This is a genomic window from Sphingobacteriales bacterium, assembly GCA_016706405.1.
Classification (GTDB): domain Bacteria; phylum Bacteroidota; class Bacteroidia; order Chitinophagales; family UBA2359; genus BJ6.
In genome coordinates, this window is record JADJJT010000001.1 from 1,393,967 (window position 1) to 1,404,943 (window position 10,977).

Here is a 10,977-nt window from a genome sequence, read left to right on the forward strand (position 1 = left end):
TAAGTATATATACGAATTTTTATAAAAAAGGCTGCGTTAAAATAATATTTTTTTTAAGGTATTAATTGAGGACAAGAAAAAACAATGCCAATTTTTTATTTTATCTAAAAAATCCGGGGTAAGCTTCGCGTATCATAACTTGTAATTTGGCCCTTGCCTTTGCCAGGTTCGATTTTGAGGTTCCTTCGCTAATACTCAGTTTTTTCGCTATTTCGGCATGGTTAAATCCTTCAATTACGTATAAATTAAATACGGTTCGGTAAGCAGGTGTTAGTTTTTGTACCAAAAGCATAATTTCGTCGGCGGTAAGTTTGCCCAAGATATGGTTATTTATAGGTTCTACGTGGTGCTGGGCCTGCTCTAAGTCTAAATCTTTTTGAAATTTCCGATTGCGCCGGTAATGATCTATTGCAGTATTAATCATAATACGGCGGATCCAACTTTCAAGCGAGTGGCGGGGTTGGTATTGGGCAATATTTTTATACACTTTCATAAAACCTTCGTGTAAAATATCGCGGGCTTCTTCATAATCGTTGCTGTAGCGCAAACACAGTGCAATCATTTTGCCATAGAAAAGCTCATACAGCCTTTTTTGGTAGAGGCGGTCTTGCCGAACACATCCGGCCAATAGTTCATCGGTTAAATTGCTGCTTTGCAACGGTAAAGCTATATCCATTGTTAAACCGAAAATTCTAATTTTGTAATGTCAATACGCAAATTTTGCGGTAGGGGTTGCCAATTACAAAAATAATGAAACAAAAAAATGCAAACTTTTTAACGCAATATAACACTTTTTTATTGTTAAGTACTTGTAATTTTATCTCCGGATGCGTGCAAATTTACTGTTTTTTATTTGAAACATGCAGTTAATTTGGTGCAAGACTATTTATGATACAAAATTATTATTTTCACAAAATTATATAATAAAACTAAAAAAATGAATATAGATAAATTATGGAATTTTGACGACCCGGTTGCAACGCAAGTCCGGATGGAAGCATTAATTCCGGAAATTCAAAACCAATATCCGGATAAATACTTAGAACTGCTAACTCAAATTGCGCGCACTTACTCCCTGCAAAGGCAGTTTCAGCAAGCACATCAACTGTTAAATCAAGTTGAAAACAATCCGTTATTCTCAAGTTTGCCCTTAGTGCAAATACGGTATTTGCTCGAGCGGGGCCGCACCTACAACTCATCGGGCGAGCCACAAACGGCCATGCCTTTATTTACGTTGGCTCTTGAAATAGCTACCACCAACCAATTTGACAATTTTGCCGTTGATGCTGCCCACATGTTGGGTATTGCCGCCCCCACCCCACAACAACAATTAGAATGGAATTTACACGCCCTTACATTGGCCGAAAAAAGTACCAACCCCCAAGCCAAACAATGGTTGGGAACGCTTTATAATAATATTGGCTGGACTTATTTTGAACAAAAAAACTACCAACAAGCCTTAGAATTTTTTGAGCAAGGCCTGGCTTGGCGCACACAAAACAAGCATCCAAGCAATACCATTTTAATAGCCCGCTGGAGCGTAGCCCGCACCTGGCGCGCATTAGGGTTTGCCAAACAAGCACTTGACGAGCAATTAGAATTGGTAAAATTTGGTGAAAAACACCAGCTATTGCCCGATGGTTATGTTTTTGAAGAAATAGCCGAATATTTACACGCACAAGGTAAACACCAAGAAGCCGAGCCCTATTTTGCCAAAGCCTATGAATTGCTTAGTGCCGATGTTTGGTTGGTTGCGACCCAGCCTCAACGCTTAATCCGGTTAAAAAAATTAGCAAACAAACAGGACTTTTAAGGTTCAAAATCCTTTTATTTTAGTATCTTTGCCGGAGCCGTAATTTCATTTAATTCATTTTGTAATAATCTTATTTAATTCCCCTAACTATTTAATTAACATGCGTAGTTTATTGTTATCTTTAATATTATTTAGTTTAATTTTTGCCGCACCGTCTTGCGTAAGCAAACGCAAATACCGCAATTTAAAGGCAACTTTAGAAGCCACCCGTACAAAACTAACCGATTGCGAAAAAGAACGCAATAAATTAGACGGCCAATTACATACCCGCGAAGAACAAGTTGGCGATCTAAAAGAACAACTTAAAGAAACTAAAACGCAACGCGATAAACAATTTGAACAAGTTGGCGATTTAACCATTTTGTCGCAGTCGGCAAACGAAAATATTAAAAAAACCCTGCAACAACTTGAGCAAAAAGACAAATACATTCATCATTTGCAGAATGCCCGTACCAAAGCCGACTCGATCAATCTTGCTTTGGCAGTCAATCTTAAATCGGTTTTAAAAAATGGTTTAGACGACCAAGATGTTGAAGTTAAAGTTGATAAAACAGTGGTATTTATTAACTTGTCGGATAAAATGTTATACGAAACCGGAAGCCATAACCTAACTTACCGAGCCAACGAAGTATTAGGTAAAATTGCTCAAATTATTGAAAAAAATCCCCAATTAGAGGTAATGGTAGAAGGTTATACCGACAACGTTCCGATTAAAACAACCTGCATAGACGATAACTGGGATTTGAGTGTAAAACGCGCCACTTCGGTAGTAAGGGTACTACAAAATACCTACAAAATTGACCCCAATAGGCTAATAGCTGCCGGCCGGGGCGAGTTTAACCGCTTAGTAGCCAACGATTCTGAAGCCAATAAAGCCATTAACAGGCGTACCCGTATCATTATTTTACCTAAAATGGACCAGTTTTACGACCTGCTTAGCCCCAAAGGCCTGCCCGAATAAAACAAGAAACACATAAAATACTTTATTGAAGTTTTATTTGAAACTAAATAGCATGTTGTACCTGTTTATGAGGGTAGTATTTTCACAAGCGACACTATTTGTTTCCTTAATCAACTTTAACTAATCAATCATGCGTATATCCTATAACTCGCCAGTAATACTTAATTTTACTATCCTTTGTTTGGCTGTTATGGGCCTAAGTATGACGGTAATGCCTGACCTAAACGAGCGACTTTTTGCCAACTACCCCCACCCAAACTGGCTTAACCCACTCACCTATTTTAGGTTGTTTTCGCACGTTGCCGGCCACGCCGACCTTACGCATTTATTGTCTAATTTTACTATCATTCTGCTAATTGGCCCAATTTTAGAAGAGAAATACGGCTCGAAAAATTTACTCCAAATGATGGTCATCACTGCTCTTCTTACCGGATTAGTTAATAGCTTGTTTTTTTCTACCGGATTAATGGGGGCAAGCGGTATCGCATTTATGTTAATACTGTTAAGCTCGTTTACAAATATTGTAGAGGGCGAAATACCCCTTACCTTTATTTTGGTTGCCATTTTATTTTTAGGCCGAGAAGTAATTGGCTCCTTAGAAAGCGACGATATTTCTCAGTTTGCACATATAGCCGGCGGTGTGGCAGGCAGCGTTTTTGGCCGCAGTTTGGTTAAGCCCCGCTTTTAATTGCCAATAATAAAACTAAATATTTGACATGGCCTTTCCCGAAGATAAAACACCTGTAATTAACGCCGCAAATGCCCCTAAACCGGTAGGACTTTACCCCCACGCCCGCCGGGTGGGCAATTTACTGTTTTTATCGGGTATTGGCCCCCGCGACCCCAACGACAGCACCACTATTCCGGGCTTAACCCTCGATAAAAACGGCAATTTTATGCAGTTCGATTTTGCCGCCCAGTGCCATTCTGTGTTTCAAAATGTAAAAGCTGTTTTGGCCGCCTCGGGTGCAAATTTTAACAATTTAGTGGATATAACTGTTTTTTTGGTCAATATGCAGCGCGATTTTACCACTTTTAATACTATTTATGCCCAGTATTTTAAAGACAGCCCTAACCCACCCTGCCGTACAACTGTTGAGGTAAATAGCCTACCCACCCCTATTGCCATTGAACTAAAATGTATTGCCGTTATTGACGACTAAGTTTTATGGGCAAGGTAGCGGTTCAATCTTTATTGACTTGCAGTGCATACACTTTTTTTCTTACTTTATTTCTAAGTGAAGTTTATGCAATAACCTGTGCAACAACGGCGCAATTAACAGGCCAACAATGGCTAAAAAAGCTAAACCACTGTATAAGGCATAAAATCCGGTAAAAATTTTACATGCGTGTGTTTGTCCGGCCTCGGGGGTAGGCCCCATTCCGGTTAAAATCATAGCAGCATTATAAAATGCATCTGTCCACGATAGGTTTAACAAGCGGTAACCTACCATACCCAAACCCAACGAAAAAGCTAAAAATGCACTCGATGCCATAAAATGCCAAAACAAGCGCCCTAAAAATGCACGGTTGCGTATAACCGGCTGCGATTTATGTTCAAATTTGCGCATTAGCAATAATTAAATTAATTCGATTAGCAGTACAAAAGAAGCGTTGATTTCAGCAAAATCAACCTAAAAAAATCCGGAATAAAAAAGCGGTAACAAAAACTACACCATTACGATATTGTTTCCTAAATAACCCCTATCTTGCTTCTTACATCATTAAAGATTTAGCTTTGTTCATCATTTGAACGCCATGCACCAATGATGCCCCACCGCGAATAGCTGCCGCTACATGGATGGCTTCCATCATTTGGGCTTCGTCGGCACCTTTTTCGAGCGAGTCGGTAGTGTAAGCATCAATACAATAAGGGCATTGCACCGTATGGGCTACGGCCAAAGCAATCAGGCTTTTTTCGCGCTCGGTTAGCGCCCCTTCTTTAAATACTTCGCCGTAATAATCGAAAAATTTTTTGGCCAGAGTCGGTTCAAATTCGCCAATTTTAGAAAATTTTGCCAGGTCGGCCGGGTTGTAATAAGTTTGCATTGTTTGGTCGGATAAAAATAGTTTGTTTATAATAATTTAAGGACAAGCAGTGATAAAAAGATGCCATTTTTTCCGGATTTGGAAGTACAATTTCCGGAAAAAATGGCAAATATAGTCAAACAGTGCATATCTTATCCGGATTTATCCATCAATCAATCAGCATGTATCTCGCCAATTAAAATTTGCCTCCAAATATTTTTCTGTTTCTGTTTATTATTTATTTGTTTGGGATTAATCCTTAACGCGGTCTAAATAGGTTTTGGTTTTAGTATCAACGCGAATTTTAGTGCCTGTTTCTACAAAGATGGGCACCCGTATAGTAGCACCCGATGCCAATGTAGCAGGTTTGGTTACGTTTGTAGCGGTATCGCCGCGCACGCCGGGCTCGGTATAGGTAACTTCAAGGGTAACGTGCGGGGGAAGTTCGCAAAGAAGGGGTTCGTCATTGTCGGCGTAAAATACAATTTCAACGTTTTGACCTTCCATTAAATATTCGGGGGCATCTATTAATGCCTCTTGCAACAAAACTTGGTCAAATGTTTCGTTGTTCATAAAGGTGTAGCCCATATCGTCTTTATATAAAAACTGGTATTGGCGGCGCTCAATGCGAATTTCGGTAATGGCGTGCCCCGAGGGGAAAGTGTTGTCAATTACTTTGCCATTTTTTAGGTTTTTTAGGCGGGTGCGTACAAAAGCGGGGCCTTTTCCGGGTTTTACGTGCTGAAACTCTACAATTTGCCAAGGGTCGCCCTTAAATTCCATTGTAAAGCCGTTAAAAAAATCGGCTGTAGATGCCATAGTAAGTAGTATAATATTTTAAATTAAATTAGTTGTATTGTATTTTACTGTTTTGGTTATGAGTTACGTTGCTGCTGCTTGACTATCGCTGCCATCGTATGCCCATTTTAAATATACAGCGCCCCAAGTAAAACCGCCGCCAAAGGCTGCCAAAACTATATTATCGCCGCGTTTAAGGCGGGGTTCCCACTCCCATAAACAAAGCGGGATGGTTGCCGCTGTGGTATTGCCATATTTTTGAATATTTAGCATTACTTTGGCATCCGAAAGACCCATGCGCCGGGCGGTAGCATCTATAATGCGTTTGTTGGCTTGGTGTGGCACTAACCATTGTACATCATCTCCGGTTAAATTGTTGCGCAGCATTATTTCTTCGGCAACATCGGCCATACCTTTTACGGCAAACTTAAATACAGTTTGCCCATCTTGATAAACATAATGCTCGTTGGCTAAGACGGTATCAAAATTAGGTGGGTTTAGCGAGCCACCCGCCTTTTGGTGTAAAGCTACCCGTCCCGAGCCATCGGTTTTAAGTATTGAGTCGATAAGGCCTATATTTTCTGTTTCATCGCAGGCTTCTAATAAAACGGCGGCAGCGGCGTCGCCAAAAAGAATACAGGTAGTCCTATCTTGGTAATTAGCAATAGACGACATTTTGTCGGCTCCAACTACAATAGCGCGTTTAACCCTGCCCGATTCAATAAATTGCGATGCCGTTACCAAGCTAAAAACAAATCCACTGCAAGCGGCGGCAATATCAAAACTTATATTGTTTTTTATTCCTGCTTTGTCGCAAATAATATTGGCTGTTGCCGGAAAAACCATGTCGGGAGTTACCGTTGCACAAATTAACAGGTCAATGTCGGTGGGTTGTAGGTTTTTTTTTGCTAAAAGCCCGCGCACTGCTTCGGCCCCCATGTCGCTGGTAGCCAAGCCTTTGCCTTTTAAAATGCGGCGTTCGCTTATGCCTGTACGTTCTTTTATCCAATCGTCGGTGGTTTCAACCATTTGAGAAAGCTCGTCGTTGGTTAGCACGTAGTTTGGTAAAAAGGCATTAACGCCGGTAATGGCTGCAAACGTTTTAGGCATAGTACAAGGACAACAATAATAAAGTAAGTATATATAAAAAAAACGAACTACTCGTTAATTGCTTGACTATTTATTAGTTAGATTGGCAAAAAACGGTAGTAAAAGAAAAAATAAAATTAAAAAAACAATATATGACTATGCGCCGAGTAATATTTAAACAAAATTAAAAATTACTCGCCACTATTTTCGCCACTATTTTGTTTCACTGCAAAAATTTGCTGACCGCGGTAAAAACCACATTCGCCACAAACGCGGTGTGCCAAAACGGCTGCGCCACAATGGCCACATACCGATAAAGTAGGGGCAACGGCTTTGTAATGGGTGCGGCGCTTATCGCGGCGTGTTTTCGATATTTTTCGCTTAGGATGTGCCATGATGTATTAAGTATGTATTTTTTTAGTTGTATATATTTTAAAAATTCGGTATTTGGTTGCCGGAGGTATCAAAGGCATCCGGATATATATTTTTACAAGGGCTAAATAAAGATAGGGCAGATTTTTACCTTAGTCTTCATTTAATAAATTTTTTAGTTTTGCCCATCTCGGGTCAATTGTTGTTTCTTCCGGATTGTCTTTATTGTTGTTGTTGTTGTTGTTTTTCTTCTTAGCGGCAGTTGGTTTGTTTTGTTGTGTTTCTATGTTTTCTAAATAGGCAATTACCGAAGGGTTGCATCCCGATTTTCCGTTGGGCAAATCTTCGTGTACTTTGTGCATGGGCAAACAAAGGGCGGCAAACTCATAAACCCAGTTGGCAATATTTATTTCGCTTGCTTCGTGGTGCAGGTAATACACTTCGGGGTCGTCATTATTAGCAGGCAGGTGTTGTACTAATTTTACAAGCAGTTCAAATTTTTCGTCCACGGCAAGGTCAAGCGGGTCGGCGCAGCGGTCGCACTCGCAGTAAATCAGGCCGGTAATTGTAAAGTTTAATTCCAAAAAACTAAGGCGGCGATTAAAATTGAGTGCTACGTTTAAATTGGCTTTTTCAATGGGCGAGTTTTCAAAACAGGCAAAAAAAGCATCGTCCACCTTAAAATTAAAGTGGTGAATACCTTCTTTTAAGCCCGAAAACTGTATTAAAAAAGGTTTAAGCAGTAACGAAGTTTCCTCCGGATGTTTCAAGGAACGCGGTTATTTGGTTGTGTGAAAACAGCAATTCAAAAAAATTGGCTGCAAAGATAAGGTTTTATCCGGAAAATTGCGCTTTTTGAGCAGATTAAATTTTCGCAATGGGCAATTTGTCTCCATTTTGTGCTTCAAATTAACTCAATTAAGAGCTAAAAAAAAAGTTTTTAGCTTTACGCTCTTATTTTCCGGAGCTTTGAAAGTGTTTAAGGATATGACCTTACCCTTTACTAATTTTTAAAAAAAAACAACCGTTCGAGCTCTAAAATTAATACCTTTGCACTGCTTAAACTGCCAAAAACAAGTCAAAATTACAACTTATTGGAAACCTACCAAATAAAACTTGACCAATTTGAAGGCCCCTTCGATTTGTTGTTGTTTTTTATTGAACGCGACGAATTAGATATTTACGATATTCCAATTGCCAAACTAACCGAAGATTTTTTGGCTTATATCCGCGATATGGAATTGCTTAATATTGAATTAGCCAGCGAGTTTATTTTAGTGGCCGCAACCCTAATGCATATAAAAGCCCGGATGCTGTTGCCCCGCCGCGAGCTAAACGAAGCGGGCGAGCCCATAGACCCACGACAAGAATTAATTGACCGGCTATTAGAATATAAAAAATATAAAGCCTTGGTAGCTACGCTACAAAACATGGCCGAAACACAAAGTCTGCGCTTTAACCGTGGCAATGCCGCCGAAGAACAAGCCTATATCGCCGAAAAATTTAATACCGAAACCGAACTTGAAGCGTTGAATCTATACAAACTGCTACAGGTTTTTCAAAAACTATTGCAACAGTACGAAGGCCGTCTAAACCAGCCGCGGGTCGAAATGGTGCGCTTTAGCTTTTCAATTGAAGACGAAAAAAAACACTTAAACCATTTAGCATTTAAACTTGCCCACCAACAGCAACCTCTGCCTTTTGAACAAATTTTTTCAGACTGCCAAAGCCGCCTCCATGCTATTTTTAGGTTTTTAGCCCTGCTCGAGCTTATCCAAGAGCAACTGCTGCAATTACAGGTTGGCATTGGATTTAACAATTTTAAAATAGCCGCACCTGATAATGAAACTGATAAAACACCCAATTCTGAATCCGGAAATGAACCGGAAATATAAAATTATCACCCTTCAACTACTTAATTGATAAAGTTTAATCATTGTATTTAAAATAGCTATTTCCAACAAACCTTTATTACATTTGCACTCAATTAAAAACGATTAACCCACCCACATTATTAATTTACCTTGCAAGCAAACTACAATCCCGACCGTTTATTTTTAATTACCAACGATGACGACGTTACCGCCAAAGGTATTAGGGTATTGGCAAACGTTGCCGCACAATGGGGCCGCGTGGTGGTGGTTGCCCCCGACAGGCCACAATCGGCAATGGGGCACGCCATAACCATTAACCAACCCCTCAGAATAACAAAACTCGATGTATTTGGCAACAATATTGAAGCCTATGCCTGCTCGGGCACACCAGTTGATTGTGTTAAATTAGCAGTAGATAAAATATTACCTCAAAAACCCAATTTTTGTTTGTCGGGCATTAACCACGGAAGCAATTACTCGGTCAATGTAATATACTCTGGAACCATGTCGGCGGCTATGGAAGCAGCTATGGAGCATATACCGGCCATTGGGTTCTCTATACTCGATTACGCCCCCGACGCCGACCTAAGCGCTGCCGAGGTGTGGGTGCACCGCATTTTAGGCCTGGCCTTAAATAATGGTATGCCCCCTTGCAATTTGTTGAATGTAAATATTCCAAAACTACCCCTCGACGAAATTAAAGGCTATAAAATTTGCCGACAAGCATACGCCCGTTGGGAAGAAGATTTTATTATGCGCCAAGACCCCACAGGCAACAAATATTATTGGTTAACCGGAAAATTTATTAACCTTGAACCCAAAGCAACCGATACCGATGTATTTGCCCTCGAAAATGGCTACCTTTCGGTGGTGCCCGTGCAGTACGATTTAACAGCCTATAACGATATTCACTATTTAAACGAACAATGGTAAGACAGCATCATTAAATTTGCAAAATTTTATACCTGCTTAACTTAAAGCAAATTCAATTTTTTCCGGATATATTTTATCCACTTCCTTAAAATGCAACCGTGTAGCCTTTAAAAACATCCATTGTTAAGCCTAACAAGGCATATCATTTTTCTTTATTTTTGTTCAAAAATTTATATCAATTAAAAAATAATTTAAACATGAAAAAAAACTACCTTTTAATTGCTTTTTTGCTCGTAGCTACCTATAGCACTTGTTTTGCCCAAAAAGGACTTGAAATTGGTTTGCGTGTTTTTCCTCAGGCAACCACCTTAGTAAACGACGACGATTTTGCCGCCGGCGACGAACTTAATTTTAAAGTGCCTTTTAAATTTGGCGGCGGGCTAACCGTTGGCTATAATTTTACCAACAGTGTAGGGCTCTATACAGGCGTATTGTTTTCGCCACAAGGCACCAAATACGTAAATGGCGGTAAAACCCTCGAGTGGGAGGCCAAACTTAACTACATAAAAATACCTTTTGTAGTAAAAGCCAATTCGAACCCCAATAATGGCGTTTGCTTTTTGTTTAACGCCGGTATAGAATACGGCATTTTAAGCAGTGCTACCGGCGACTATAGCTACTGGGACGGCGTTACCTCATCGGCAGATAAAGATATTAAAGATACCTTCAAAAGCTCGGCACTTGCCGCTATGATGGGCTTTGGGGCGCAATTTAAATTTACCGACCAAATTTTAGGCCACACCATGCTGCGCTTCGACTACGCCTTTGGTGATATTGAAAACCCCGATACTAAAACACCAGCAAACCGCACGCCTACCCACCCAGGTGCCGCCGGCTTGCAAATTGGCATAAGCTACCTGCTTGGCAGCGACAACTAATTGTTTTTTTAATATTTTTTACTTTAGTCATTTAAACGCTTAGGTAGTATTTAGCTACGTAAGCGTTTTTTTTTATTTTTCTTTATTGATTGATTGATTGTGTCGCCCTTGACCTCATTTACCAACCAACTTGAAGGTTAAACAGCCCCGCGCTTTACAATTTCCGGAATAGATTTTAAGGAATTATGTGCACGGAGTTTCCTGATTCCGGAAAACTAATGTCTTTATGCC

14 protein-coding genes are annotated in these 10,977 nt (G+C 40.0%); 7 read left to right on the forward strand and 7 right to left on the reverse strand.

What is annotated here, in order from left to right; translation table 11 throughout:
- Positions 1-100: 100 nt before the first annotated feature.
- On the reverse strand, positions 101-676 hold the full coding sequence (locus IPI59_05395; GenBank protein MBK7526984.1) for an RNA polymerase sigma factor: 576 nt from the start codon (positions 674-676) through the stop codon (positions 101-103).
- 261 nt (positions 677-937) lie between these two features.
- On the opposite strand from IPI59_05395, the gene IPI59_05400 reads away from it, so the two are divergent.
- The 4 genes from IPI59_05400 to IPI59_05415 all read left to right on the forward strand — a co-directional run bounded on the left by IPI59_05400 (position 938) and on the right by IPI59_05415 (position 3,937).
- Positions 938-1,813: a tetratricopeptide repeat protein gene (locus tag IPI59_05400; GenBank protein ID MBK7526985.1), complete on the forward strand. Its 876-nt coding sequence runs from the start codon at positions 938-940 to the stop codon at positions 1,811-1,813.
- Positions 1,814-1,913: 100 nt separating this feature from the next.
- Positions 1,914-2,774: an OmpA family protein gene (locus IPI59_05405; GenBank protein MBK7526986.1), complete on the forward strand. Its 861-nt coding sequence runs from the start codon at positions 1,914-1,916 to the stop codon at positions 2,772-2,774.
- A 130-nt stretch (positions 2,775-2,904) separates the two neighbouring features.
- Positions 2,905-3,462 (forward strand): rhomboid family intramembrane serine protease, encoded by a 558-nt coding sequence (locus IPI59_05410; protein ID MBK7526987.1) that lies wholly within the window; start codon positions 2,905-2,907, stop codon positions 3,460-3,462.
- Between the two features lie 28 nt (positions 3,463-3,490).
- On the forward strand, positions 3,491-3,937 hold the full coding sequence (locus IPI59_05415; GenBank protein MBK7526988.1) for a RidA family protein: 447 nt from the start codon (positions 3,491-3,493) through the stop codon (positions 3,935-3,937).
- Positions 3,938-3,997: 60 nt separating this feature from the next.
- On the opposite strand, the gene IPI59_05420 is transcribed toward IPI59_05415, so the two are convergent.
- From IPI59_05420 to IPI59_05445, 6 genes are all read right to left on the reverse strand, one after another.
- Positions 3,998-4,345 (reverse strand): hypothetical protein, encoded by a 348-nt coding sequence (locus IPI59_05420; GenBank protein ID MBK7526989.1) that lies wholly within the window; start codon positions 4,343-4,345, stop codon positions 3,998-4,000.
- A 145-nt stretch (positions 4,346-4,490) separates the two neighbouring features.
- Complete coding sequence (locus IPI59_05425; GenBank protein ID MBK7526990.1) at positions 4,491-4,823, reverse strand: carboxymuconolactone decarboxylase family protein; 333 nt, start codon at positions 4,821-4,823, stop codon at positions 4,491-4,493.
- A 231-nt stretch (positions 4,824-5,054) separates the two neighbouring features.
- Complete coding sequence (gene efp / locus IPI59_05430) at positions 5,055-5,621, reverse strand: elongation factor P (protein MBK7526991.1); 567 nt, start codon at positions 5,619-5,621, stop codon at positions 5,055-5,057.
- Between the two features lie 63 nt (positions 5,622-5,684).
- Positions 5,685-6,710, reverse strand: coding sequence for a ketoacyl-ACP synthase III (locus IPI59_05435; GenBank protein MBK7526992.1), 1,026 nt, complete (start codon positions 6,708-6,710; stop codon positions 5,685-5,687).
- Positions 6,711-6,880: 170 nt separating this feature from the next.
- Positions 6,881-7,084: a 50S ribosomal protein L32 gene (gene rpmF / locus IPI59_05440; protein ID MBK7526993.1), complete on the reverse strand. Its 204-nt coding sequence runs from the start codon at positions 7,082-7,084 to the stop codon at positions 6,881-6,883.
- A gap of 129 nt (positions 7,085-7,213) precedes the next feature.
- On the reverse strand, positions 7,214-7,831 hold the full coding sequence (locus tag IPI59_05445) for a DUF177 domain-containing protein (protein MBK7526994.1): 618 nt from the start codon (positions 7,829-7,831) through the stop codon (positions 7,214-7,216).
- A gap of 324 nt (positions 7,832-8,155) precedes the next feature.
- Here IPI59_05445 and IPI59_05450 point away from each other — a divergent pair, with 324 nt between their 5' ends.
- The 3 genes from IPI59_05450 (at position 8,156) to IPI59_05460 (ending at position 10,746) form a co-directional block, all read left to right on the forward strand.
- A complete protein-coding gene (locus IPI59_05450) occupies positions 8,156-8,956 on the forward strand; it encodes a segregation/condensation protein A (GenBank protein ID MBK7526995.1) in 801 nt (266 codons plus the stop codon).
- A 129-nt stretch (positions 8,957-9,085) separates the two neighbouring features.
- Positions 9,086-9,868 (forward strand): 5'/3'-nucleotidase SurE, encoded by a 783-nt coding sequence (surE, locus tag IPI59_05455; GenBank protein ID MBK7526996.1) that lies wholly within the window; start codon positions 9,086-9,088, stop codon positions 9,866-9,868.
- A gap of 197 nt (positions 9,869-10,065) precedes the next feature.
- A complete protein-coding gene (locus tag IPI59_05460; GenBank protein ID MBK7526997.1) occupies positions 10,066-10,746 on the forward strand; it encodes a PorT family protein in 681 nt (226 codons plus the stop codon).
- Positions 10,747-10,977 lie beyond the last annotated feature (231 nt).

What these genes read in the sequence shown, in the direction of transcription:
- IPI59_05395 (MBK7526984.1), bottom strand. Translation starts at nt 676, where the DNA reads ATGGATATAGCTTTACCGTTGCAAAGCAGCAATTTAACCGATGAACTA.
- IPI59_05400 (MBK7526985.1), top strand. Translation starts at nt 938, where the DNA reads ATGAATATAGATAAATTATGGAATTTTGACGACCCGGTTGCAACGCAA.
- IPI59_05405 (MBK7526986.1), top strand. Translation starts at nt 1,914, where the DNA reads ATGCGTAGTTTATTGTTATCTTTAATATTATTTAGTTTAATTTTTGCC.
- IPI59_05410 (MBK7526987.1), top strand. Translation starts at nt 2,905, where the DNA reads ATGCGTATATCCTATAACTCGCCAGTAATACTTAATTTTACTATCCTT.
- IPI59_05415 (MBK7526988.1), top strand. Translation starts at nt 3,491, where the DNA reads ATGGCCTTTCCCGAAGATAAAACACCTGTAATTAACGCCGCAAATGCC.
- IPI59_05420 (MBK7526989.1), bottom strand. Translation starts at nt 4,345, where the DNA reads ATGCGCAAATTTGAACATAAATCGCAGCCGGTTATACGCAACCGTGCA.
- IPI59_05425 (MBK7526990.1), bottom strand. Translation starts at nt 4,823, where the DNA reads ATGCAAACTTATTACAACCCGGCCGACCTGGCAAAATTTTCTAAAATT.
- efp (MBK7526991.1), bottom strand. Translation starts at nt 5,621, where the DNA reads ATGGCATCTACAGCCGATTTTTTTAACGGCTTTACAATGGAATTTAAG.
- IPI59_05435 (MBK7526992.1), bottom strand. Translation starts at nt 6,710, where the DNA reads ATGCCTAAAACGTTTGCAGCCATTACCGGCGTTAATGCCTTTTTACCA.
- rpmF (MBK7526993.1), bottom strand. Translation starts at nt 7,084, where the DNA reads ATGGCACATCCTAAGCGAAAAATATCGAAAACACGCCGCGATAAGCGC.
- IPI59_05460 (MBK7526997.1), top strand. Translation starts at nt 10,066, where the DNA reads ATGAAAAAAAACTACCTTTTAATTGCTTTTTTGCTCGTAGCTACCTAT.